Below are 21,027 nucleotides of genomic sequence, written 5' to 3' on the forward strand. Positions count from 1 at the left end.
AGGCGGGATCACCCCACCCAGCGCCGCGCGCTGGCGAACATGCGGTACCAGCCGCCGTTCTCGCCCCAGTCAGCCGGGTGCCAGCTGTTCTGCACGGTGCGGAACACGCGCTCCGGGTGCGGCATCATGATGGTGAAGCGGCCGTCCGGCGTAGTGACCCCGGTGATGCCCGCCGGCGAACCGTTGGGATTCAAGGGATACGTCTCGGTGGCGCGGCCGTCGAAGTCTATGTAGCGCAAGGCCACCAGCGACTTGTCCTGCGCGCCCGGCGCGAACACCGCGCGGCCCTCGCCGTGGCTCACCACCACCGGCAGGCGGCTGCCGGCCATGTCGGTCAGGAAAATGGACGGCGATGCCGCCACTTCCACCATGCTGAAACGCGCCTCGAACTGCTCCGACGCGTTGCGGCGGAACTTGGGCCAGTGTTCCGCGCCCGGGATGATGGACGACAGATTGGACATCATCTGGCAGCCGTTGCACACGCCCAGGGCGAAGGTGTCGCCGCGGCCGAAGAAGGCCTCGAATTGCGCCCGCGCGCTGGGATTGAACAGGATGCTCTTGGCCCAGCCTTCGCCCGCGCCCAGCACGTCGCCGTAGCTGAAGCCGCCGCAGGCCGCCAGGCCCTTGAAGTCGGCCAGCTGCACGCGGCCGGCGATGATGTCGCTCATGTGCACGTCCACCGCCTCGAAGCCGGCGCGGTCGAATGCGGCCGCCATCTCGATCTGGCCGTTGACGCCCTGCTCGCGCAGGATGGCCATGCGCGGACGCTTGCCGGTGGAGATATAGGGCGCGGCCGGGTCGCCATGCACATCAAAGGACAGCTGGGCGAACAGCCCGCGCGATTTGGCATGCCCGCGCAGCAGCTGCTCGCTGTCGGCGCAGGCCGGGTTGTCGCGCAGGCGCTGCATGCGCGCGCTGGTTTCGGACCAGGCGCAGAACAGTTCGCTGCGGGTTTCGCTGAACAGATCGCGGCCCTTGTGGCGGATCACCATGCGGTCATAGGTGTTGGTGCGGCCAATCACGAACAGCTCGCGGCCGATGCCGGCCTTCATGAAGCGGGCGATCACTTCCGGCGTGTCGGCCTTCTTCACCTGCAGCACCGCGCCCAGTTCCTCGTTGAACAGCACGCGCATGATGCGGCCATGGGTGGCGGCGTCCGGCGTGGACGGGACAAAGTCGTCGATCACGCGCTGGGTGTTCTGGCGTTCGATCACCAGCTCCTGCAGGTCGATGCTGACGCCGCAGTGGCCGGCGAACATCATCTCCGCCAGCGTGGCGAACAGGCCGCCGTCAGAGCGGTCATGGTAGGCCAGCAACATGTCGTCGCGCAGCAGCGATTGCACCGTATTGAAGAAGGCCGCCAGCTGCAGCGGGCTTTCCACATCCGGCGCGCGGCCGCGCATGTCTTGCCACACCTGGCCCAGGATGGAGCCGCCCAAGCGGCAGCGGCCATAGCCCAGGTCGATCAGGATCAGGTCGCTGTCCTTGACGTCCTTCAAGTCCGGGGTCACGGTCTTGCGCACGTCCTCCACCGGCGAGAAGGCGGAGATCACCAGCGACAGCGGCGCGGTTACGGCCTTCTGTTCGCCGTCCTCCTGCCACACCGTCTTCATGGACAAGGAGTCTTTGCCCACCGGGATGCTGACGCCCAGGCTCTGGCTCATCTCGGACACCGCCTGCACCGTGCGATACAGATTGGCGTCCTCGCCCGGGTGGCCGGCCGGCGCCATCCAGTTGGCGGACAGTTTGACGTTGCCCAGGTGGCCGACAAAAGCGGCCGCCATATTGGTCAGCGACTCGCCTATCGCCATGCGGCCGGAGGCGGGGCCGTCGAACAAGGCCGACGGTGTGCGCTCGCCCATCGCCATCGCTTCGCCGCGGCAGGTGTTGAAGCCCATGGTGGTGACGGCCACATCGGCCACCGGCACTTGCCAGCGCCCCACCATCTGGTCGCGCGCCGTCATGCCGCCCACGGTGCGATCGCCGATGGTGATCAGGAAAGACTTATCGGCCACCGTGGGGTGGCGCAGCACGCGATAGGCGCTGTCACGCAAGGCATAGCCGGAGGCATCGAACACCAGGGATTCGCGCGTCGCGGTCTTGGCGTCGCGCACCATGCGCGGCGGTTTGCCCAGCAGCACGTCCAGCGGCATATCCACCGGCTTGTTGTCGAAGTAGTCGTCGCGCACCTGCAAATGGCCGTCATCGGTGGCCACGCCCAGCACAGCGAAGGGGCAGCGCTCGCGCTCGCAAATGGCGGAGAAACGATCCAGATCCGCCGGCAGGATGGCCATCACGTAGCGCTCCTGCGCCTCATTGGACCAGATTTGCATCGGCGTCATGCCCTTTTCTTCCAGGTGCACCTTGCGCAAATGGAAGATGGCGCCGCGGCCGGCGTCGTTGACCAGTTCCGGGAAGGCATTGGACAGGCCGCCCGCGCCCACGTCGTGAATGGAGACGATGGGATTGGCTTCGCCCAGCTGCCAGCAGCGGTCGATCACTTCCTGGCAGCGGCGCTCGATTTCCGGGTTGCCGCGCTGCACGGAGTCGAAGTCCAGGTTTTCGCTATTGGCGCCGGTATCCATGGACGAAGCCGCACCGCCGCCCAGGCCGATCAGCAGACCGGGGCCGCCCAGCTGGATCAAGAGCGCGCCCTCGGGGATTTCGTTCTTGTGAATCTGCTGCCGCTGGATATTGCCCAGGCCACCGGCCAGCATGATGGGCTTGTGATAGCCGCGCATTTCACCGTCGAACTCTTGTTCGAAGGTGCGGAAATAGCCGGCCAGATTGGGCCGGCCAAACTCGTTGTTGAACGCCGCGCCCCCGATGGGGCCATCCAGCATGATCTGCAGCGCCGAGGCGATGCGGCCCGGCTTGCCGTATTCCGGCTGGTCCGCGCGGTAGGTTTCCCAAGGCTGCTTGAAGCCCGGAATGTTCAGGTTCGAAACGGTGAAGCCGGTCAGGCCGGCCTTGGGACGCGAACCTCGGCCGGTGGCGCCTTCGTCGCGGATTTCGCCGCCATTGCCGGTGGACGCGCCGGCGAACGGCGAGATCGCCGTCGGATGATTATGCGTCTCCACCTTCATCAGGATGTCGGTGGACTCGCTGGCATAGGCATAGCCATGGCTGCCGGGCTGCGGATAGAAGCGCTCGATGAAAGCGCCCTCGATCACCGAAGCGTTGTCCTTATACGCCACCAGCGTGCCTTCCGGATGGGCGTCGTGTGTGTCGCGTATCATGCGGAACAAGGATTTGGCCTGCTCCACGCCGTCGATGAGGAACTGGGCATTGAAGATCTTGTGGCGGCAATGTTCGGAGTTGGCCTGGGCGAACATCATCAGTTCCACATCGCTGGGATTTCGCGCCAGCTTGACGAAATTTTCCACCAGGTATTCCACTTCATCGTCGGACAGCGCCAGGCCCAGTTGGGCATTGGCCCGTTCCAACGCGGCGCGGCCGCCTTGCAGCACGTCAACCGTGGTCATCGGCTGCGGATCAATGTGGACGAACAGTTTTTCCACCTCATCAAAGGAGGCAAGGACGGTTTCCGTCATCCTATCGTGCAAGAGGCCCGCCAATGTCTGACGAGCCTCTTTACTTAAAGATTTATCCGCGGTCTGGATCCGGAATGCGGTGCCGCGCTCTATCCGTCGGATATTCGGCAGTCCGCAGTGCCGGGCGATGTCCGTCGCCTTCGACGCCCACGGCGACAGGGTGCCGATGCGAGGCGTCACCAGAAACAGCTCTCCCTGAGGCTCCACATTCAGCGGCGCTTCGCCGTAACTGAGCAGTTGCCCCAGCACGCTCACGTCCTCCAGCGTCAGCTCGCTGTCGCTCTCCGCAAAGTGCCAATACTCGGCTGTCAGGACAAGATCCTTAAAACCGGCATCGGCCGCTGCCGCCTGCAGTTTTTCGAGACGAAACGGCGACAATGCAATGCCGCCGCGCAGCTTGGTAATGTAAGACATTAGACACCCGCGACAAGTACCAGGAAAGGGCGTCATAATACAGCAAAACATCGCCGCTTTTAAGGCGGTTCCGGACTTTCCGGCGCCTTGGCGGCATTTTTTCTTCCTTACCCGAACATCATCCGGTTTTATCAGGAGCATTGCGCAATGAAAAAGGTAGAAGCCGTCATCAAGCCGTTCAAGCTGGACGAGGTGCGCGAGGCATTGTCTGAGATAGGCATCAACGGCCTCACCGTGTCCGAGGTCAAGGGCTTCGGCCGACAGAAGGGACACACCGAACTGTACCGCGGCGCCGAATACGTGGTGGATTTCCTGCCCAAGGTGAAGATTGAGGTGATCCTGCCGGATGATCTGGTGGACCGCGCCATCGACACCATCGTCGCCGCCGCTCGCACCGGCAAGATAGGGGATGGCAAAATCTTCGTCATCCCAGTGGAGCAAGTGGTGCGCATCCGCACCGGCGAGACCAACGAACAAGCCATCTGACACAGCCCGCTCAAACGTAAAATCTATGGTCAGCCTGACCTTTGCAAGAACAGCGTGCTGATGAATCATGACGGGGTAGGCTTGCTCTAATCTATCCGGATTCTTGATGGGCACAATAGAGCCCGATCCATGATGTGAGCCGCTCCTGCAAGTCCCTAAAAAGCCCTCAGTCTGTCATGACTGTTTTTACGATCGGGGTATCCTGCAGGCCGTGGGCCGGTTGTCGTCATCAGTATCTGTCTTGGCAAAAGCAGGCTTCTACTCGCCGCCGGGTTTACCCGGCGGTTTGCATTTCAGTCAGTGCGCGGGCCTGGGGACGGTACTCGCCGCCTTTGGCGAGTAGCGCCCACACGACCCGTGCCAGTTTGTTGGCCAGTGCGCAGGCCACGATATTCGAGTGGCGACGCTGCATCAGCGCCACCGTCCACGCTGCCATCGCACTCTTCCAGCGCGGCGCGTTCTGCATGATCACCCGTGCGCATTGCACCAGCAGGCGACGCAGGCTCTTGTCACCGCGTTTGCTGATGCCCAGCAGCTTGGACTTCCCGCCTGTCGAGTATTGTCGCGGGACCAGACCCAGCGATGCCGCAAAGTCACGGGCATTGCCATAGCCCTTGGCATTGCCGGCGTCCGCCGACAACTGGCTGGCGGTGATCGCACCGATGCCGGGAATGGTCATCAACCGCCGGGCGACATCGTCCTGTCGGGCTTCTGTGGCAATCTCGTGATCCAGCTCGTCGATCTCGGTCTTGAGCAGACGGTAGTGATCCAGCTGGCGTTGCAGGATCTGCCGGGCCTTGACGGGCAAGCCGTTGGTCTCGTCCATCAGCAGCGTCGGCAGCTGCGTGATCCCCCGTACCCCGACAGGAAGCGCGATGCCGAACTCCAGCAGCAGCGCATGGATCTGGTTGTTGGTCTGTATTCGTTCGGCAATGCGAGATTCCCGCAGGCGATGCAGTGCCGACAAGGCTTGCTGTTCGGCACTCTTGGCGGCAACGTAGCGCATGGTCGGGCGCGTAGCCGCCTCGCAGATGGCCTGGGCATCGATGAAATCGTTCTTGTTGCCGAAGACAAACGGGCGGATGTACTGCGGTGCGATCAGTTGTACGGTATGACCGAAGCCCGTCAGCTTGCGTGCCAGCCAGTGCGCGCCGCAGCAGGCCTCCATCACGATGCGGCAGGGAGGCTGTTTCGCGAGAAATTCGATGAGACTGTTGCGATTGAACTGCTTCTTGAGGACCGGGTTGCCGCGCGGGTCGTGCCCGATCAGATGAAAGCTGTGCTTGCCGATATCCAGACCGATGAGTGTGACGGTTGCCATGATGCTCTCCCCGAAGAAGAAATGCCTCAGCAGGTTTGACGCCTGCTGAGGCATTTAGGTCAGGCTGACCATCACATTAAGCCCCCGCTAGCGGGGGCTTTGTCTTTAGCACTTCCCAGTCCGGCCGGGAACCGCGTCAAGATTCAATCACGATTGCCGGAGAAGGCCAGCAAGAGCTGCAGCAGACTGGTGAACAGATTGTAGATGCTGATGTAGATGGACAGCGCGGCGGAGATATAGCTGTCTTCGCCGCCATCGACCACTACCTTCACCTGCCACAGTATCATCAGCGAGCTGATCAGCGCTAAGGCTGCGGACAGCATCAGCTGGAAGGCCGGCATGCGCAGGAAGAGATTCGCCACCATGGCCACCAGCAGCACGACGATGCCGACCGACAGGAAGTTGCCCAGGCCGGACAGGTCGCGCTTGGTGGTGGAGGCGATGCCGGCCATCACGAAGAACACGACAGAAGTGGCCCCGCCAGCGATCATGATCAACTGGCCGCCATTGGAGAGGCTAAGCGCGAACTGAAGCAAGGGCCCGAGCAGCATGCCCATCAGGAAGGTGAAGCCCAGCATCAGAAACACGCCCGTGGAACTGTAGCGATTTTTCTCAATGATAAACATCAGGCCATATACCACCGCCATGATCAGCAGCGTACCCATGAGGGGGCTGCCGGCCAAGAAGGCGAAACTCATGTGGGTGCCCACGATGGCGCCCATCACCGTGGGAATCATGGACAGACCCAGCAGGCCATAGGTATTGCGCAGCACTTTGTTGCGCGCATCGGCCATGGGGGTCGATTGATAGGCCGTTTGAAAGTCCGGGTGCATGTTTAACTCTCCTGAGTTGTGTCGTTCTGGAAATATTTTGGAATTGTACGCAACAGACCATGCCGCAGGAAAAAAGTTTCCCGCAACCAGCAGGGCTTGTCATAGCCAAGTGCTTGCGCTATGATCCGCGCTCCTCTTCAGGAATGCAGATGCGGGCAACGCCTGCGCTTGCAAGTCCTCACCTCGTGCGAGAGTGGCGGAATTGGTAGACGCACTGGATTTAGGTTCCAGCGCCGCAAGGCGTGAGAGTTCGAGTCTCTCCTTTCGCACCAGCCTAGCTTTTTAGAGCTAGTCACCCCCCCAAAAAAACATCCCCCAAGTACCGCGAATAGAGGCTTTCCCGCCTTTTCGCATTCCACGTCTTCACACCAAATTACCGCCGTTTTTCGGTATCGTTTGTCCCAAGAGTGTCCCAGGACGTGTCCCAAGCATGGCAACGATAGAACCGCGCGGCGACAAATGGCGAGCCAAGGTGCACAAAGGAAAAATCTGCCGATCCCACACCTTCAAGCGCAAGGCGGATGCCGTCGCCTGGGCGCCGAAACTAAAAGCGGAAATCGACGCGGGACGCATCGGCATGGCTGATGACATCAACGGCTGAGAGGAAAACCGCTCCACGGCCGCCCCCTGGTCTCAAAGGCTGGGACAGCGCAGCTGCCGCCCCAGCTCAGATCGTCGTTGCGCTTACATCGTTAAAAAAATATATAAATCAGACCATTCCCACCGTTGGCGCCTGCGGCATTTTTACCGCCACTTCCACCGTTGGATGCAGCTGAGATGGAACTCCCCGCTGGGCCGTAGCTGCCGCCTCCACCGCCGCCGCCGGTGCAGTTGAAGGTGTTAATACCCCCGCCGCCGCCAGCCCCCCAACCGCCGCCGCCGCCGCCGCCGGTCCACGAAGAATACTGACCACCAAAGCCACCCGCACCAGCACCGACGCCCGACCCGGCCACGCCCTTGGTAGCAGTTAACCCGCTGACACCACCAGGGCCGCCATATCCTGAGCCACCATTTCCGGCGTATTGGGCAGCGCCGCCACCACTGCCATTTGCACCGCCACCGCCGCCATTAGCGCCTCCCGCGCAGCCGGCGCCACTGCCGCTATTGCCATTGCCGCCGTTGCCGCCAGCATTCCCAGCATCGCCGCCACCGCCACCTCCGCCGCCGCCCGCCACAACCAAGGTGGATCCCGTCGTGGAATTAACCAGGTTGCTTGAGCCCCCACCACCCCCACCATTAGCCGTTGCCGTGCCTCCACCACCGCCACCACCCGGACCACCCACAACAAAGGTCAGCACATCGCCCGGATTGACGGCAACCGTACCGCCAACCGTCCCACCCGAGCCACCATTGCCACCCAGGCTGCCCGCGCTCGCCGTGCTAGCGCCGCCACCCCCACCAGCCCCCATGGCTAAAATATTAATAGCGTGGGTTCCAGCAGGCACGGAGCAGGTATAGCTGCCTGGGGCGCTGTACATGGTGCCGCTAACGCAATTTGCGGCAACAGCGCCTATCGACGTTAAACCGCACACCGCTAGGACAATCATTTTCGGCGCGCCAATAAATCCCTTATAAGCATATTTCTTTGGTATTTTTTCAGCAGATGGCATATTCAACTCCAGCAGTTAGCGTGAATACGTGAGGAATGGCGGCATGTTTTTGCCAGATCATCCCTTCAGCGCACGATATATTTGCGACAGATTTGGTCAGGTTCGACTGACCTGCTTGAACCTTGTTGCGGAGCCTATTAGGTTGCAGCAAAGGCACCTTACGAAAGCTTAGACTACTTCGCTCCAAAAAATACCCAATGGATCACCAGTCAACCAAAACAACCTGAATGTAATTATGCTTTGCACATGGCAGCAGCCAGAGGCCCTCGCCGCGCCGGAGTGGCCATTGGAGGTGATCACTGGCCGGCCACAGCATGAAGATCAGTATGTCAATTGGTCTTTATCCCGAACCCACACCTATCCCAAAGGACAGGGCAAAGATCCGACCCATCTCCTAGAGTGGGTCTACCCCACACCGAGTAGCGAGTGCCATGCCAATGGCTCGCCATTTGCGGGGGCTGCATCGCTCTTCCCATCTGAACGAAGAAGGCTTTCAAGGCATCGGCGCCAGCCTGGGATGGCGACTGTCAGTCACATCAACTGCGTTGAATCCACTGGAGATTTTCTTATGGAAAAGACAGGCCTGTATTTGCTTAAGCTGAGCTTCACTCCCGAAAAAGGCATGACTGGCGCAGGCTCCATGACGCTTGCCGTCACGGTCAATGCCTCCACCGGCGCTCTGCACGGCCAGGCGCACGGCTCCATTCTGGAAGGTACGCAGCATTCCCCGACCTTCACTTCTCCGGCAGTGGGCGCCATGCACAGCACTGGCTTTGGCCACATCACCAGGGTCGGCGCCGTTCATGGCGAGGCTGCGGTATCCGTCGCTCCGCCGGCCATCGGCACCTACCTCGCTCCGTTCTCCGCCAGCTTCGGCCTCGGCGCCGACTGGACTGGCCAAGGCCAATTCACCGTGGGAACCCATACCTACAAGTGTGAAGTGAAGATGGTGGACTAAGTCCACGCGTTGATTGTCGATATAATGTTCTCATGAAGCAGCCCGAGCTGACGCAGTTCGGGCTGTTTTCATTACCAGGCTGCAGCTGCAGCCATACCTAAATGCATCCATCGGCGGTATAGTGCTGGTCATTAGCATCGATTTGCGCCCTGCAGCGCTCCGCCCGACGCATGGAGCCGCAATGCCGCGCAACACACTCGAGGAATTGGCCGCAACATGCTTCTGATGATTGATAATTAGCACGGTCTTCCGACGTGTTTCGAAGTCATCTGACTGCACCTCCATAATCCTTGCCACACTTAGATTTGTTTTCCGACGTCTTCCGACATTGATCGGTGACATCAGAAAAAAAAGGGGGTATTTTTGGGGGTATATCAAATCGATACCCCCACCATGCCCCTTACAGACGTCAAGGTTAGACAGACAAAGCCAACCGACAAGCCGGTAAAAATCAGCGACAGCAATGGCCTCTATCTACTGGTCAAGCCCAATGGCTCAAAGTTGTGGCGCTACAAGTACCGCATGGCTGATGCTGCAGGCACCATTCGTGAGAATGTCTATGCCATTGGCGATTATCCTACCTTCTCGTTGTCAGAGGCCCGCGCTGAACGAGATCGCGCGCGAGAGTTGGTGAAGGCTGGCCGCCATCCATCACAGGTTCGCAGGTCAGAAAAATCTGACAAGATCGCAGAGAATGCCAACACCTTCCAATCAGTCGCATTGGAATGGCTGGAAAAGAAGAGGGCCAGCTGGAAGCCTTACACATTTTCTCAAGCCTCGAACGCACTCCATAAAAATGCCTTTCCATCTTTTGGCTCTTCACCCCTGCGTGAAGTCACATCGGCCATGCTATTGGAGATGCTTCAGAAAATGGAGAAGCGTGGTGCCGAAACACTTGCCTTGCAGGTGCGCCAATGGTGCTCCGCCATATTCTGCTACGGTGTTGCCACGTTGCGCGCAGACTTCGATCCCGCTTATGCCATCAAAGGGGCGTTGCACCGACCACCGGTCAACCACAGCAGATCGCTCACAACTGCCGACCTGGCAGACTTGAAGGCGAAGCTGGACGCATACGGCGGCAATCGGCAAACAATAATTGCTATGCGCCTGTTGATCTACTGCTTCACGCGAACGGGCGAACTGCGGCTGGCCAGTTGGGCGGAGTTTGATCTGGATCGAGCAGAATGGCGCATACCGGCGGGCAGGATGAAAATGGCGCGACTGCACATCGTGCCGCTATCTCGGCAAGCAGTGGAACTGCTGAGGGAGCTAAGGACGATAACGGGCGGCGGCGATTTGTTGTTTCCAAATCAGCGCAAGCCCAGAGAAAGCATGAGCGCAACGACAATCAACCGCGCGCTAGAGCATATGGGATACAGCTCTGGGATGGTGACAGGCCATGACTTTCGAGCCACGGCCTCTACCCTGCTGCATGAGAATGGTTTTACTGCGTTGGCGATTGAGCGCCAGTTGGCGCACGCAGAGAGGAATAAAGTAAAAGCGGCGTACAACCATGCTGAATACATGGAGGAACGCCGCCAGATGATGCAATGGTGGGCCGACTATATCGACTCGATACCGCCCAAGGAAATACCTAAAGTAGATCAAGCTACCCTGACCTGACTTGCAGCCTCTATCCAGGCATTGATTTCGCTCTCCAGCCAAACCGCAACGCGCTCCCCCAGCTTGATCTGCTTGGGGAATGCGCCCTCCTTCATGCGGTCATAAATCGTAGTGGTGCTCAAACCAGTCCTCTCTCGCACTTCCTTGATTCTCAGAAAACGATCAGCCATTTCATATTCTCCAAATAGTAAGGGCCGCCCTCGGGCAGCCCTCAAAACACAATTTCCGGCGCGGTCCAGTGGCCGCCCCACTCCTCTGCCGGCGCCCTCACCCACTCCATCCGGGTGCAGCTGTGGCCAGGCTCTGGCGCCGGCGGCTCCGGGCCGATGTAGATCACCTCCACGCCGCGGCGCAGTGTGTAGCGGTAGATGGGCGCGGTCAGCTGGAGCATGCCGACTCCGGTGGAATGACAGGGCCAGCGAACTGCCAAGTACCCATTCCGTACTCAATGCCGCGGCTGTTGCCTGGCTGGATCGGGATCAGCACCCAGTTGGCGCCGGTATTCGGTCGTGCCCATACGTGGCACGGCGTGGCGATCTGTGCGGCCAGCTCGATCACGTCGTCGGCGGTCATGCTCCGATCGCTCCGCGCCACGTCCCTAACCAGCTCGGTGATACGTGCCTCCTGGACATCGACGTGGGCGAGGAGCGCAAGAATGGCGGCAGGGTTGGCGGCGGCGATGTACGCGGCATTAGCGACCGACTCTGCCTGGAAATTGCTATTTCCCTCCAGCAGCACCTTGGGGCCAATGTCTGTGTCGATTACCACCTGTGAGCCGTAAACCGTAATCTCGTGCAGTCCATCAGGCTTGCTGCCTCCCGTGCGCCACGGCCCCGGCGTCGCCGCCTCGGCCGCCGCGCGCAAAGCAGAGAGTTGGTCAGGGGTTAGCATGGGCGGCCTCCTTCTTGCGTTCCCACGCCTTGATTTCGCGCTCGGTCATGAACGAATAGGAGCTGCAGCCACATACAGGGCAGACACCCCTGGTAATTGCCAGGCCACTCCGTTCATCGGGCATCCTGGCCATCTGCGTTTCATACCCGCGCCACTTGCATTTGCTGCGGCCGCATTTAATCGGTGCGGTGCCGAATTCGGGGTATTCCATCACACACCTCCCTTCAGCGCTGCTAACACCCGCTCCACCTCCGGTCCGGTGATAATGATCGAGCGCGGCAGCTGCAAGGCTTCGCGCAGCGCGGCCAACTCGGTACGAATTGCGGCCAACTCGCCAGCTAGCTGCATCTCAGCCGGCGGAAAGCCTGCCCACGCTGCATCTGGGAACGCCAGGCTTTTGCCGCGCTCTGCGGCTCCGTTGTTTTGGCTCATGCCTCACCCCCTTCCTTCGGCTTGAACGTCAGCTCGCCGCGGAGCAGCGCCTTGACGATGGCGTTGAACTCCCAGCAGTAGTATTGCGATTCGACGTACACGCGCAGGCCATGCCTGTAGTCATGCTTCTTGCGCTGGATAAAGGCCTCTGCCGCCGCCTGGGTGAAGTGGGCATTCACGTAATCCCACCGATCATCCCAGCCGGTGACGGTGTGGTCCTCGCGCTCGCCCAGTATTTCCCACTGGTCCGCCGTGCCCAGCTCAAGGAATAGGATGTCCGCCTCCTCGCCATCGCTGGCCAGCCTGTTCAACTCTTCGCGCTCTTCCTCTCCGCAGTCGTCCCAATATTCTTGCGGGGTGAACCACATCGAGTCTTCGCAGCACACGCACAGCTGGTCGGTGTAGTCGGTGTCGATGCCGGTGATGATCTGGCGGGCCTGGACGACAAACAGCGCGTCAGCAGTGCAGTGTTCATCGACGCCATCGCCATCGACATCGTGGCGCAGCCTGGCGATGAAGTCAGCGAATGTCTCCTGCGTCAGTTCCGCGCCGGTGGCTATGGAGGGTCTGAGCTGAGTCATGCAGCACCCCCCTTCCTTCGGCTGAGGCGCGGCCATTCTGTCCTCCCGTTCAATCGCAGCAACTAGCAGGGCAGCGGCCTTGATCCAGTTGCGGCGCTTATCCGGGCTTGGCTTCCACCATGCCTTGTCCCACGGCCAGGGCTGCGGCGGGTCGCCAGCGGGAAATGCGAGGGTATGCATGGCGTAGCAACCGGCGGCGCCCGCCAGGGCGTAGTCCCGATGCTGGTCGTCATGCTCCGGTGTCCAGCCCTCGACCTCTATCTGCCGGCGGCGTTCGGCGGCTATCTCCTCGACCACGGTCGGCAGTTGCTGGGCCGGCTGCGGCGCGGCGGCGAGCATGGCGCGTAATTCGTCCAGTCGCACCCATTCGCCATCGACGGCCTGTTCCATTGCAAAACCGCCTATTGTTCCCAAAGATATCGCCCGAAATCGACGCAGCGCATCCGGCACAACCAGCGCGGGCTGAACCGTCAAGGAATCCTTGACCGTTGCCACCGCCTCGCCGCTCTGCTCGGCGGCCGGCGGCGCGAACGGGAGCAAATCCTCCGGATCGAACGGCAGCGGCTCGCCGCGCATCAGCGCGCTGGCCAGGTCCAGCACCTTCTCGGGCGCGTCGTATGCGCCAAGGACTTGATACAGCACGGCCGCGGCGCGCTGCTCCTCCGTGGTGGCCTGGTGACGCGCCTGCTCCAGCAGGGCCAGGGCCATTTCCATCCGCTGAATATCCTCGTCGGTCAGTTCGCCGGCGCGGTCGGCCGCGATGACGGCGCGCGCGGCGCCTGCCAGCTGGTTCAGGGTTTGCATGCTGCCTCCTCCACTATTTTGAATTCCACCACCCACACCCACGGGTTTGAATCGCTACTGCCTGGGCCATAAATGCTGTCCCACAGGTTGGCGAACGCTTCGAATCCGTATGTGGCCGGCCTGAATTCGTAGATGGATCGGGCCAGCCCTTCTTTGCAGATTTCGCCGAGCGTGATCCGATCCAGCGGCTCGGCACGGATAGACGTGATTTCGAGCGTGATGCGGCTTGCCCAGCGCGGCATGGTCTTGGCCGGACGAGCTTCGCCGTTGGTGTTGCCGTGGAACGCGCCGCAGGCGCGTACTTCGCCGTCAGCCAAGTAGCGAACCGGCCAAGCTGCGAACAATGCCGGGTCTTTCCCGTCCAGGCTGCTGTCGGTCGCCCATTCCTCTTGAACCCATAGTCGGTCGCCGGGCTTGCCGTAGGGGCATGGTCGCCAATGACCAGCTGCCATACCGCGCCCGGATGGGGCCGGTCCATTCGGCATCCATAGGTCCGTTTTGCCTGCGTCGCATACGATCTCGGTGATAGGCCAGGGCGGGAGGTCTTCCACCATGCGCCGCGTCTGCGTCTTGATGCCGTTTAGCAGCGCGCAGATCATGTCGGGATGGAAGGCAATCGGCCGCTCTTGGATGGTGGGCATGCTCATGCCTCCGCTTTCTTGGTGTCAGAATTGGTGTTCGTGGCGATGCCATCGAACATGTCCTTGGTAGTGGCATTCCTGGCGGCGTAGGCGACGCCTTCCGGGGTCAATCCGTGTTCTTCCAGAAACTCGGGCCAGCCTTCGGATAGTGACTCTTCATGTTCGGAGTCATCCCATGGCCACGGCACAACCTCCGCTGTGATGCACTCGATTGGCGGGTACATCCGCCGCTCCTCCGGTGGCTTGCTGTCCATGATTTTCTGGATTGCAGGCAGGGTCGTTTTGTTGTGATGCTCAGCAACAAAAACGGCCTCGGCATGACTGGGAGCGGCGTATAGATCGTCCGGGCCGGGAATGTGAATGGCCCACTTCTTAGGGGTGTTGAGTGCATGGCTCATGGTCAAAACTCCGCTTTCAGGCGCGCAGCGACCATCATGTCGGCGTAGGCCCAGCGCCAGGCGATGTAGCGGCCGATGTCGCGCTGTTTGTCCCACTGCTCTGCGGCCTTCCGGGCGCGGGCCATGCGGCTCGCCAATTCGACTACATCAGGGTGCACATCCTTCTCATTCAACCAGTCGCCGAGTCCTTCCAGCTGCTGGCGCAGTTCCTCGCTATCCAGTTCGAACTTGCTGGGGATGCTCGGGCGCTCGCGCTCAGGCTTCCATTCAAACCAGGCTGGGATATCTGCCGGTGCGTGCGTTGCAAAATGGTCGCGTAGATCAATGCTCATGGCTCACTCCTCGCTTATGTCGATGATGTCGGCAGCGTGGGCCGCGTTGACTGCGGCAATCGCCGCGCCGGTGTCGGCAGGCTGGCGCTTGTGCTGGCATTCGCCGGCGTGGCCGCAGTACTTCATGCCGGTGATGATCTGCGAGCAGATGGCGCGCGGACGCGGCATGCCGTGGACAGCGCAAGTCGGGCGCTGGTCGGGTATCAGTTCCAGGTGGTGCATGGCTACTCCTCACTTCCATGGATCCGCTCGTAGGCGGCTTGAGGGTTATTCGAGGCCAGCTCGGCCAACTCAGGAGAAAGCGCCTTCATTGCATCCCAGGCCCAAGCGCGGTGCTTATGCGGGCAGTCGCTGAAATACTGAATGCTGACCAGCTCCTTCAGACATGAATGCAGCCGCTCGTCAGTGAGGGGTGGCACTTCGGCGCGCGGCACATACTCGACGCCGTCAATCAAAACGGTCGGCATAGTCACTCCTCGCCCTGGGTGGGCATTGGTGCCGGCGCATCAGGTACCTGCTGCATCACTTCGCCCCCTTGCACAATGCGCAGCGCCACACGCTGCCTGCGCCGCTCGGTGTCGTCACATACCCGCCGCCGGCTATCGGACGGCGTCTTTTGCAAATGCCGCAGATTCGGTAACGCATGCGCGACTCCATGAAAAAAGGCCCACGCGGGGCCAATAAAAAACCCGCCGTTGGGCGGGTTGCTTGTTCTCTCTGCCTGATTAGCGGCGCTTGGCTGCCTCAAGCTCCTCTTCGCTCAGCTGCTCTCGATGAAGGTAAACACCATCAACCGGCGGGATGGTTACAAGGTGGGACGTCTCGTAAGGGTTTCTTTTCGTTCCCCCTATAAGCCCCACTAGCTTTCCATCATCGCTCTGCTCCCAGGCTGCAATGTGATGAACAATGGGCCTGCCTTCGGATTTAAAAACGAAGAACCAATCTTGAGCCGGGGTGACGGTCTGGTACATGCAATTCCTTTCTTGATGATGGAATGGATGAGATATGGCTAAAAAATACCATTTCAATGTTCACACCGCCTTCATAAAATCATCCGCCACCATCTCGCGGTCGACCTCCATCTCGGCCGCGAACAGGCGCTGCAACACCGCGTCACTGCATTTCGCTGGTGATCTCCACAAACTGTCCCACACGAATGCAGCCGGCGCAGCGCCAGATTAAACCCATCCGAATCTCGCGCCGCACATACGCCCCGCCCTCACGCTCCGCTACGCTGCGGCAGCCTGGGCAATATGCGAACTGGTGCATGCCCTGCCCTCCATCTCGCGGCGGCGATCCTCACGGGCCGCGCAGTAATCGACATCCAGCTCAGCCATCATCAGTCGCTGGGCCGGCACGCTTTCTGCAATCCAGGTTTGCAGCTCCGTAACCGAGCGCCGGAGCGCCTGCCATTCATCACCGGTCACGCCGTAGCGCCCATGTTGTTGCTTGCGACGCTTCACCTCAGCCAGCACTGCGACCATCTCATTTCCTATCGCCAAGCGCGCCGTCGTGCTGTACTCCGGCCACTGCCTTAGCAAAGAACTGCAGGTGTTAGCTAGGTAAATCAGTTCGTTGACATCCTGGGGCGTCCATTTAGATGGCGGACGCTGCACCGTCAAAAGGCGCTTGATGGAGCGGTCCTGGCAACGTATCCCGGCGTGGCCGTATTGAGCAGCAGCCGACAGGCCAGGGATACTGCCATTTGGCAGCTGCCACACCTTGCGCGAAGTACGCTTCCAGCTCATGCCGCACTCTCCCGGATCAGCTGGATAACCCTAGCGCGCGACTCTGGCGACAGCCTGGCTACCGCCAGCGCATGTCGCAACTCGTCGTTTTCGCGGTCGCGCTCCTCCAGCAGCTCCTGCAGTTGACCAACCAGCTCAGCCGCGGAGCGCAGCTCGGCAATATTGCTGCCCTGTTCGGCCAGTCGCTGCTCCAGATTGGCGCAGAGGGATTTCAGGGCCTCATTCTCTTCGAGCAGCGGCTCGTGGTCAGGGTGAATCAATATCAAAATCGCAGACATATCTGCCCTCCAGGCTCTGTTACCTGGCATTCTCAAAATCGAGAGCTGCCGCGGCATCAATATTGTGAAAAAAGACCGAGATGGCAGAATCCATTTTGAACAGCGCCATGTCATCGCCACGATGGAAGCTAGTGACATAGCCATCGACGCGCTGATCGCTCAGCCACTCCAGCAGATCCGTAGTTTTCGAGACATCAACCAAGGCGAAACTGATGTGAATATCAAATGGGTTATACAGGCCGCCAAGCTGCAGCCGCGATACCGAAAACGGCGGCTCTTGAAGATGAATCTCCGAACCAATCAGGCGCTGTATCAGCCCGTCTACACGCTCGGCCGCACTCAAAACGCTATTGCGGTCGATGCGATCCAGCATCGTCGTGGTGAACTCCACTGCTGATTGCATTGCTCTCTCCTTCCTATCTGGATCAACTGCGAGCGCGCACCCTGTACGCTCTCCGCTTCTGAATGGAAAATGCCAGTCGGCGAGCCAGGCCTGACGTCACCATCATGGAGACCAGCTCGTGCGCCACTCCCTGGCTCAGGCCCAGCTTGTAGGCCACATCCAAACTGGTGAATGGCGCCCCTCGCATGGCTTTGGCGACCTGTGCCATTCGGCTGGTGTCGAGGTCTTCCATGCGGGCGCATGGCATCAACTTGCTCGCCGCAGGGATGGAGTGGAACAGTTGCGCCAGGGTGGGTATGGGGATGGCGGCACCAGGCCGCCGGGTTTGCCTCAGCTCGACCATGGCGCGTCCTTTTCTGCTGCAACTTCGAGCTGAGGATTGCCTGCCTGGCTCTCCTCCAATCCTCCCAGGGCCGCAACGAGATCACCGATCAGCTCGCCCAGCGCCTCCGTCATCAGCAGGAAGGTGGCTTCGAAGAGACTGTCTCGGTCATCGCCGGCATGGCTGGCCTCGTCCTGCAGCACGTCCCGGAACTGGATGCGCTTGAGCTGCAGCGTGTCGGTCAGCTGGAAGCGGATCTTCTCGTTCCAGATCAGGCCCAGCTTGGTGGCCTGCTTGCCGGTGGCGATGTGCTGGCGGATCTCGTCGCTGGTCAGGTCGATCCGGCTCACGCGCACCACCGCGCCGTTCTCACTGCCGTCTTTCAGCAGCGCGTCCTCGTCCAGCTCGAAGCCAGCCGGCGCCGCGCCGGCAGCCAGCCAATCCGTCATAGCGGTATGCGGTGCGATCTTTGTTCTCGGCAGCGCAGCGGGGAACGGCGGCAATGCCTCGCGCAGCTTGGAAACCAGCCCCTCCGCCTTGGTGGATGAGCTGGCATCCACCACCAGCCAGTTGCCGGAGATAAAGGCCGGGATGCCGCCCTCCTTTGTCAGCGCCTTGGGCAGCAAGTCATCCGTGACCTGCTCCTTCAGCGCCTGCTGCTCCTTGCGCCCCACCTTGCGCAACTCCTTGGCCTCTACCGTGGCCACCCTCTCCGCCAGAGCCTTCTTGATCGCCGCTGGCGGCAGAATCTTGTCCTCGCGCAGCAGCCGCACCAGATGGCGCTCCCGCGCGCTGTACACCATGCCTTCCAAGTGCGACGCCGCCGGCATCCAACCCTCGCTGAACCAATCCAGGCCGGCACATGGCTGAAATTGGCGTGCGGCCAACTTTTCATTCAGGACAGCCGCGTCCAGCATTTCCGCAAGCCGGAACAAAACCACGTTTTTGAACCAAGTCATTCTCATCCTTCAATGGAAACGGTTTGAATACCCAGGCGCTTCAGCGTCAAAGGCTCTTTTAAGGCCTTGGCCTCAGCCAACTTGGCGTCAAAGTCCTGCAGGCTGATGCTGTTGCCCGCGTTGTCGTAGATCCGCCAGCGATGACGCAGGCCCAGGCCCTTCATCAGCGCCGAGAAGTGACGCTGTGCGCCCAGCAGCGCCGCGGTGAAAAGGTGAACTGCTGAAAAGCTGCAACCGGGGGGGCTTCCCACTCAATCCTGGCGTGCCCCATCGGCAGGTCATGCTCGCCATCGGTAATTCGGAGCGTAAGCGCGGCGTGGTACTTTTCCAGCTGCTGGTGTTGGGCTTTCTTTGCCATCGCCTACTCCTCCGCCACAACTTCAATGGCGCAGGCGTTTTTGCCGTGCGATGGATTCACCATCAGCCACCCGGCCGGATAGTTAGGAGCCAGGTTCAGGCCGCGCGCCCCCGCCACAGATTGCAAGACCCGCTCCATCCCCGACTGCGCACGTACCGAAACATATGGCGTGGCCGGCGGCCGAAACATAGCGGTGGCTTCCAGACCCGCGCCGCGGGTATCAGACGCCAACCCCTCCACGAGATCGAAATCATCGCGGCGGGATTCCAGTTGCTGCATGGTGCTTATCAGCTGCTGGCTGGTGTGGCGCAGCGCGCTGGCGAAAAGCGATTTCCGAAACATGGCTACCTCCATTGCCCGGCCACGGCCAATACCGCCAGCACAGCCAGGTAAACGATGAAAATGGTGACAGCGCGCCTCATGCCACGCGCCGAATGGTGTGGACGGGTAGTCCGCTTTTCCCGAAGAACTCGAAGTGGAGCCGCTTACCCTGCAGCCGATACAAATCAGCCAACTCCTCGCCGATCCAGCCGATGATGTACTCCGTAAAGCGCATATGACCTCCAGGCAAAAAGAAGCCCGGCGCGAAGCCGGGCAAGTCGTGGGTAGGAAGAAACGGCTCGATGCTGACGCATCCTGCAGCAGCCTGTCGCCAAGCTGCTCGGGGGTGCGCGGGCTATTCCGCCGCGTCTTGACTGAGGCTCGGAATCTTTCCGGCCACATCGGCAATGCACGGGAAGGAAGTGAGGCTTCCCTCGCAGTGAAAGCAGGCCATCTCGAAGGCAGCCGCCGGGACGTGTTGGAAGTGTTCGGTCCAGATCTGGACTTCGCGATTGAACTCGCGCGACTCTCCTTCCGAGGGCATGCCGAAGACGATGTAGAATCGTACCAGCCGGTCCTTCACGATTTCAGGGATAACGTTCATGGCAGTTTCTGCAACAAACAATCCCGGAGAAATGGTCTTCACGCCCGTGCGCGGCGGCTCAATGTGCCCCACAGCCCCCATTCGGCTCTTAAGCACGAATTCGACATTCCGGCTCCTCCTACCCTGGTAGATGACCAGATCAAACTCGGCGCTTGCGGAAACGATGTCTGGCTTGAGGTCATAAAGAGTTGGGCGTCTGCCGACAACATCAGCTAGCATGTCCTCGTCATCAACGAACATCACTCGACCTTGAATCATGGAAAACCTCTCTGAGTTGTGGTCTGTAACTTGGCTACCAAAGCAAGCGACGATGAGCTTTGAAACCGTGGAAGAATTGATCCGAAAAAACCAAGGGGCCTTTCGGAATCGTGACCCGCTGGAACCCGGCGCGCTGGGTGGCGTGACGCTTTTCATCGGCCCCAAGTCTGAAGCGAAGATCGTGGCCGATGACCTTCAACGAAGACTGCATGCAGACAGCGACCTTCGCGTCGCCGAGGAGGAAAAACATGGATAGACCTGAAGCATTGCGTCTTGCTGCCACCCTTCACGCCGGCCGGCTGGCCTCGATGGAGGGCGAAGGCTACGTCCAAGACGATGAAGTGGTTGAGGCGGTCATGAAATTGGCCGACAAAATCCAACAAGAGGCCGTTAAACGCCGCCCAAAGATCAACGTCTCAGCCGAGGCGTTGGCAAAGGCTGCTGTGCAAAAATAAACCGCCCAGCCAGGTGGCTGAGCGGCAGTATTGGTGCTGGCCTTTAACGTCGCCTGCTGATTCACCAACAGGAAAAAGAGGAGTACACCCTTTGTTGCTGCGCCCTCTCGGACGTTTGGTACTGCGCGCAGCTCGGGAGATCCTTTTTTTAGCGCCCCCTCTTTCCTGTTGGTGCCCGTTTAGCGACCGGGCCAGTCGTATAAGCCGTTCTTGCGCAGGCCGCTCTCGCCTGTTTCCTGCATGCCCTGAGCAAACCGCCGGGCCAGCGAGCCTTGTCAAAACACGGATACGGGCTATTTTTCGTCGCCGCGCCGACGTGTGCTGCTCTCACACCGAAGCGGGCCGGGCTTGATACCGGCTTCGGGAAAGTGTCTATTGTGCTATCCCGCGTGTCCTTCCACGCCGCCGCTTCAGTGTGAGCCCTATTGCTAGGGTGCGCGGTC

General features: G+C 60.5%; 30 protein-coding genes and 1 tRNA gene. 7 read left to right on the forward strand and 24 right to left on the reverse strand.

Annotated features, from left to right (window positions below; genetic code table 11):
- Window positions 1–8: 8 nt before the first annotated feature.
- On the reverse strand, window positions 9–3,968 hold the full coding sequence (purL, locus tag FYK34_RS07670) for a phosphoribosylformylglycinamidine synthase (protein WP_149295816.1): 3,960 nt from the start codon (window positions 3,966–3,968) through the stop codon (window positions 9–11).
- Between the two features lie 147 nt (window positions 3,969–4,115).
- Between purL and FYK34_RS07675 the strand changes: the two genes are divergently transcribed.
- On the forward strand, window positions 4,116–4,454 hold the full coding sequence (locus FYK34_RS07675) for a P-II family nitrogen regulator (protein ID WP_101708527.1): 339 nt from the start codon (window positions 4,116–4,118) through the stop codon (window positions 4,452–4,454).
- 274 nt (window positions 4,455–4,728) lie between these two features.
- On the opposite strand, the gene FYK34_RS07680 is transcribed toward FYK34_RS07675, so the two are convergent.
- Together FYK34_RS07680 and FYK34_RS07685 are read right to left on the reverse strand one after the other, a co-directional pair.
- Window positions 4,729–5,775, reverse strand: coding sequence for an IS110 family RNA-guided transposase (locus FYK34_RS07680; protein ID WP_149295817.1), 1,047 nt, complete (start codon window positions 5,773–5,775; stop codon window positions 4,729–4,731).
- Between the two features lie 143 nt (window positions 5,776–5,918).
- Window positions 5,919–6,608: a Bax inhibitor-1 family protein gene (locus FYK34_RS07685; RefSeq protein WP_149295818.1), complete on the reverse strand. Its 690-nt coding sequence runs from the start codon at window positions 6,606–6,608 to the stop codon at window positions 5,919–5,921.
- A gap of 187 nt (window positions 6,609–6,795) precedes the next feature.
- On the opposite strand from FYK34_RS07685, the gene FYK34_RS07690 reads away from it, so the two are divergent.
- Both FYK34_RS07690 and FYK34_RS20450 read left to right on the forward strand, forming a co-directional pair.
- Window positions 6,796–6,880 (forward strand) — tRNA-Leu (locus tag FYK34_RS07690).
- 158 nt (window positions 6,881–7,038) lie between these two features.
- Window positions 7,039–7,209 (forward strand): hypothetical protein, encoded by a 171-nt coding sequence (locus tag FYK34_RS20450; RefSeq protein ID WP_168209678.1) that lies wholly within the window; start codon window positions 7,039–7,041, stop codon window positions 7,207–7,209.
- A 366-nt stretch (window positions 7,210–7,575) separates the two neighbouring features.
- Here FYK34_RS20450 and FYK34_RS20455 read toward each other — a convergent pair whose 3' ends face one another.
- Entirely contained in the window at window positions 7,576–7,719 is a 144-nt protein-coding gene (locus FYK34_RS20455) for a hypothetical protein (protein WP_168209679.1), read from the reverse strand.
- A 1,067-nt stretch (window positions 7,720–8,786) separates the two neighbouring features.
- Between FYK34_RS20455 and FYK34_RS07705 the strand changes: the two genes are divergently transcribed.
- Both FYK34_RS07705 and FYK34_RS07710 read left to right on the forward strand, forming a co-directional pair.
- On the forward strand, window positions 8,787–9,176 hold the full coding sequence (locus FYK34_RS07705; protein ID WP_149295820.1) for a DUF1842 domain-containing protein: 390 nt from the start codon (window positions 8,787–8,789) through the stop codon (window positions 9,174–9,176).
- Between the two features lie 363 nt (window positions 9,177–9,539).
- The gene (locus FYK34_RS07710; protein ID WP_196782645.1) at window positions 9,540–10,799 is read left to right on the forward strand and encodes a tyrosine-type recombinase/integrase; all 1,260 of its coding nucleotides are present in this window, start codon (window positions 9,540–9,542) and stop codon (window positions 10,797–10,799) included.
- Here the strand turns inward: FYK34_RS07710 and FYK34_RS07715 are convergent.
- The 20 genes from FYK34_RS07715 to FYK34_RS07810 form a co-directional block, all read right to left on the reverse strand.
- Entirely contained in the window at window positions 10,781–10,969 is a 189-nt protein-coding gene (locus tag FYK34_RS07715; protein ID WP_149295821.1) for a helix-turn-helix transcriptional regulator, read from the reverse strand. The genes FYK34_RS07710 and FYK34_RS07715 overlap by 19 nt on opposite strands.
- Before the next feature lie 41 nt (window positions 10,970–11,010).
- Window positions 11,011–11,190, reverse strand: a complete 180-nt coding sequence (locus tag FYK34_RS07720) for a hypothetical protein (RefSeq protein WP_149295822.1) — start codon at window positions 11,188–11,190, stop codon at window positions 11,011–11,013.
- The gene (locus FYK34_RS07725; protein WP_149295823.1) at window positions 11,178–11,690 is read right to left on the reverse strand and encodes an ead/Ea22-like family protein; all 513 of its coding nucleotides are present in this window, start codon (window positions 11,688–11,690) and stop codon (window positions 11,178–11,180) included. Before FYK34_RS07725 ends, FYK34_RS07720 begins: the two co-directional genes overlap by 13 nt.
- Complete coding sequence (locus FYK34_RS07730) at window positions 11,677–11,901, reverse strand: hypothetical protein (protein WP_196782647.1); 225 nt, start codon at window positions 11,899–11,901, stop codon at window positions 11,677–11,679. Before FYK34_RS07730 ends, FYK34_RS07725 begins: the two co-directional genes overlap by 14 nt.
- On the reverse strand, window positions 11,901–12,122 hold the full coding sequence (locus tag FYK34_RS07735; RefSeq protein WP_149295825.1) for a hypothetical protein: 222 nt from the start codon (window positions 12,120–12,122) through the stop codon (window positions 11,901–11,903). The genes FYK34_RS07730 and FYK34_RS07735 overlap by 1 nt, the downstream gene beginning before the upstream one ends.
- Window positions 12,119–13,507 carry a hypothetical protein gene (locus tag FYK34_RS20695; protein ID WP_196782649.1) on the reverse strand — a complete coding sequence of 463 codons (1,389 nt, stop codon included), beginning with the start codon at window positions 13,505–13,507 and terminating at the stop codon, window positions 12,119–12,121. The genes FYK34_RS07735 and FYK34_RS20695 overlap by 4 nt, the downstream gene beginning before the upstream one ends.
- Complete coding sequence (locus FYK34_RS07745; RefSeq protein WP_196782651.1) at window positions 13,495–14,148, reverse strand: hypothetical protein; 654 nt, start codon at window positions 14,146–14,148, stop codon at window positions 13,495–13,497. Before FYK34_RS07745 ends, FYK34_RS20695 begins: the two co-directional genes overlap by 13 nt.
- A 2-nt stretch (window positions 14,149–14,150) precedes the next feature.
- Window positions 14,151–14,546, reverse strand: a complete 396-nt coding sequence (locus FYK34_RS07750) for a hypothetical protein (protein WP_149295826.1) — start codon at window positions 14,544–14,546, stop codon at window positions 14,151–14,153.
- 2 nt (window positions 14,547–14,548) lie between these two features.
- Window positions 14,549–14,878, reverse strand: coding sequence for a hypothetical protein (locus FYK34_RS07755; RefSeq protein WP_149295827.1), 330 nt, complete (start codon window positions 14,876–14,878; stop codon window positions 14,549–14,551).
- Between the two features lie 3 nt (window positions 14,879–14,881).
- Window positions 14,882–15,100 carry a hypothetical protein gene (locus FYK34_RS07760; RefSeq protein ID WP_149295828.1) on the reverse strand — a complete coding sequence of 73 codons (219 nt, stop codon included), beginning with the start codon at window positions 15,098–15,100 and terminating at the stop codon, window positions 14,882–14,884.
- 2 nt (window positions 15,101–15,102) lie between these two features.
- A complete protein-coding gene (locus tag FYK34_RS07765) occupies window positions 15,103–15,345 on the reverse strand; it encodes a hypothetical protein (protein ID WP_149295829.1) in 243 nt (80 codons plus the stop codon).
- A gap of 258 nt (window positions 15,346–15,603) precedes the next feature.
- Window positions 15,604–15,849: a methionyl-tRNA formyltransferase gene (locus FYK34_RS07770; protein WP_149295830.1), complete on the reverse strand. Its 246-nt coding sequence runs from the start codon at window positions 15,847–15,849 to the stop codon at window positions 15,604–15,606.
- Window positions 15,850–16,107: 258 nt separating this feature from the next.
- Window positions 16,108–16,626 carry a hypothetical protein gene (locus tag FYK34_RS07775; protein WP_149295831.1) on the reverse strand — a complete coding sequence of 173 codons (519 nt, stop codon included), beginning with the start codon at window positions 16,624–16,626 and terminating at the stop codon, window positions 16,108–16,110.
- On the reverse strand, window positions 16,623–16,904 hold the full coding sequence (locus tag FYK34_RS07780; RefSeq protein WP_149295832.1) for a hypothetical protein: 282 nt from the start codon (window positions 16,902–16,904) through the stop codon (window positions 16,623–16,625). The genes FYK34_RS07775 and FYK34_RS07780 overlap by 4 nt, the downstream gene beginning before the upstream one ends.
- Before the next feature lie 19 nt (window positions 16,905–16,923).
- Window positions 16,924–17,307 (reverse strand): hypothetical protein, encoded by a 384-nt coding sequence (locus FYK34_RS07785; protein WP_149295833.1) that lies wholly within the window; start codon window positions 17,305–17,307, stop codon window positions 16,924–16,926.
- A 22-nt stretch (window positions 17,308–17,329) separates the two neighbouring features.
- Complete coding sequence (locus FYK34_RS07790) at window positions 17,330–17,650, reverse strand: hypothetical protein (protein ID WP_149295834.1); 321 nt, start codon at window positions 17,648–17,650, stop codon at window positions 17,330–17,332.
- On the reverse strand, window positions 17,638–18,588 hold the full coding sequence (locus FYK34_RS07795) for a recombination-associated protein RdgC (protein ID WP_149295835.1): 951 nt from the start codon (window positions 18,586–18,588) through the stop codon (window positions 17,638–17,640). Before FYK34_RS07795 ends, FYK34_RS07790 begins: the two co-directional genes overlap by 13 nt.
- 2 nt (window positions 18,589–18,590) lie before the next feature.
- Window positions 18,591–18,839, reverse strand: a complete 249-nt coding sequence (locus FYK34_RS07800) for a hypothetical protein (protein WP_149295836.1) — start codon at window positions 18,837–18,839, stop codon at window positions 18,591–18,593.
- Between the two features lie 110 nt (window positions 18,840–18,949).
- Complete coding sequence (locus FYK34_RS07805) at window positions 18,950–19,288, reverse strand: hypothetical protein (protein WP_149295837.1); 339 nt, start codon at window positions 19,286–19,288, stop codon at window positions 18,950–18,952.
- 334 nt (window positions 19,289–19,622) lie between these two features.
- Entirely contained in the window at window positions 19,623–20,129 is a 507-nt protein-coding gene (locus tag FYK34_RS07810; protein ID WP_149295838.1) for a hypothetical protein, read from the reverse strand.
- A 52-nt stretch (window positions 20,130–20,181) separates the two neighbouring features.
- On the opposite strand from FYK34_RS07810, the gene FYK34_RS07815 reads away from it, so the two are divergent.
- Both FYK34_RS07815 and FYK34_RS07820 read left to right on the forward strand, forming a co-directional pair.
- The gene (locus tag FYK34_RS07815; protein ID WP_149295839.1) at window positions 20,182–20,385 is read left to right on the forward strand and encodes a hypothetical protein; all 204 of its coding nucleotides are present in this window, start codon (window positions 20,182–20,184) and stop codon (window positions 20,383–20,385) included.
- Window positions 20,378–20,584 (forward strand): hypothetical protein, encoded by a 207-nt coding sequence (locus tag FYK34_RS07820; protein WP_149295840.1) that lies wholly within the window; start codon window positions 20,378–20,380, stop codon window positions 20,582–20,584. Before FYK34_RS07815 ends, FYK34_RS07820 begins: the two co-directional genes overlap by 8 nt.
- Window positions 20,585–21,027: the final 443 nt, after the last annotated feature.

Origin of the sequence: Chromobacterium paludis (assembly GCF_008275125.1) — a bacterium.
Taxonomy (GTDB): Bacteria; Pseudomonadota; Gammaproteobacteria; order Burkholderiales; family Chromobacteriaceae; genus Chromobacterium; species Chromobacterium paludis.

Coding starts and splice junctions, on each gene's coding strand:
- purL (WP_149295816.1), bottom strand. CDS start 3,968: ATGTCTTACATTACCAAGCTGCGCGGCGGCATTGCATTGTCGCCGTTT.
- FYK34_RS07675 (WP_101708527.1), top strand. CDS start 4,116: ATGAAAAAGGTAGAAGCCGTCATCAAGCCGTTCAAGCTGGACGAGGTG.
- FYK34_RS07680 (WP_149295817.1), bottom strand. CDS start 5,775: ATGGCAACCGTCACACTCATCGGTCTGGATATCGGCAAGCACAGCTTT.
- FYK34_RS07685 (WP_149295818.1), bottom strand. CDS start 6,608: ATGCACCCGGACTTTCAAACGGCCTATCAATCGACCCCCATGGCCGAT.
- FYK34_RS20450 (WP_168209678.1), top strand. CDS start 7,039: ATGGCAACGATAGAACCGCGCGGCGACAAATGGCGAGCCAAGGTGCAC.
- FYK34_RS20455 (WP_168209679.1), bottom strand. CDS start 7,719: ATGGCAATAGCGGCAGTGGCGCCGGCTGCGCGGGAGGCGCTAATGGCG.
- FYK34_RS07705 (WP_149295820.1), top strand. CDS start 8,787: ATGGAAAAGACAGGCCTGTATTTGCTTAAGCTGAGCTTCACTCCCGAA.
- FYK34_RS07715 (WP_149295821.1), bottom strand. CDS start 10,969: ATGGCTGATCGTTTTCTGAGAATCAAGGAAGTGCGAGAGAGGACTGGT.
- FYK34_RS07720 (WP_149295822.1), bottom strand. CDS start 11,190: ATGCTCCAGCTGACCGCGCCCATCTACCGCTACACACTGCGCCGCGGC.
- FYK34_RS07725 (WP_149295823.1), bottom strand. CDS start 11,690: ATGCTAACCCCTGACCAACTCTCTGCTTTGCGCGCGGCGGCCGAGGCG.
- FYK34_RS07730 (WP_196782647.1), bottom strand. CDS start 11,901: ATGGAATACCCCGAATTCGGCACCGCACCGATTAAATGCGGCCGCAGC.
- FYK34_RS07735 (WP_149295825.1), bottom strand. CDS start 12,122: ATGAGCCAAAACAACGGAGCCGCAGAGCGCGGCAAAAGCCTGGCGTTC.
- FYK34_RS20695 (WP_196782649.1), bottom strand. CDS start 13,507: ATGCAAACCCTGAACCAGCTGGCAGGCGCCGCGCGCGCCGTCATCGCG.
- FYK34_RS07745 (WP_196782651.1), bottom strand. CDS start 14,148: ATGCCCACCATCCAAGAGCGGCCGATTGCCTTCCATCCCGACATGATC.
- FYK34_RS07750 (WP_149295826.1), bottom strand. CDS start 14,546: ATGAGCCATGCACTCAACACCCCTAAGAAGTGGGCCATTCACATTCCC.
- FYK34_RS07755 (WP_149295827.1), bottom strand. CDS start 14,878: ATGAGCATTGATCTACGCGACCATTTTGCAACGCACGCACCGGCAGAT.
- FYK34_RS07760 (WP_149295828.1), bottom strand. CDS start 15,100: ATGCACCACCTGGAACTGATACCCGACCAGCGCCCGACTTGCGCTGTC.
- FYK34_RS07765 (WP_149295829.1), bottom strand. CDS start 15,345: ATGCCGACCGTTTTGATTGACGGCGTCGAGTATGTGCCGCGCGCCGAA.
- FYK34_RS07770 (WP_149295830.1), bottom strand. CDS start 15,849: ATGTACCAGACCGTCACCCCGGCTCAAGATTGGTTCTTCGTTTTTAAA.
- FYK34_RS07775 (WP_149295831.1), bottom strand. CDS start 16,626: ATGAGCTGGAAGCGTACTTCGCGCAAGGTGTGGCAGCTGCCAAATGGC.
- FYK34_RS07780 (WP_149295832.1), bottom strand. CDS start 16,904: ATGTCTGCGATTTTGATATTGATTCACCCTGACCACGAGCCGCTGCTC.
- FYK34_RS07785 (WP_149295833.1), bottom strand. CDS start 17,307: ATGCAATCAGCAGTGGAGTTCACCACGACGATGCTGGATCGCATCGAC.
- FYK34_RS07790 (WP_149295834.1), bottom strand. CDS start 17,650: ATGGTCGAGCTGAGGCAAACCCGGCGGCCTGGTGCCGCCATCCCCATA.
- FYK34_RS07795 (WP_149295835.1), bottom strand. CDS start 18,588: ATGACTTGGTTCAAAAACGTGGTTTTGTTCCGGCTTGCGGAAATGCTG.
- FYK34_RS07805 (WP_149295837.1), bottom strand. CDS start 19,288: ATGTTTCGGAAATCGCTTTTCGCCAGCGCGCTGCGCCACACCAGCCAG.
- FYK34_RS07810 (WP_149295838.1), bottom strand. CDS start 20,129: ATGATTCAAGGTCGAGTGATGTTCGTTGATGACGAGGACATGCTAGCT.
- FYK34_RS07815 (WP_149295839.1), top strand. CDS start 20,182: ATGAGCTTTGAAACCGTGGAAGAATTGATCCGAAAAAACCAAGGGGCC.
- FYK34_RS07820 (WP_149295840.1), top strand. CDS start 20,378: ATGGATAGACCTGAAGCATTGCGTCTTGCTGCCACCCTTCACGCCGGC.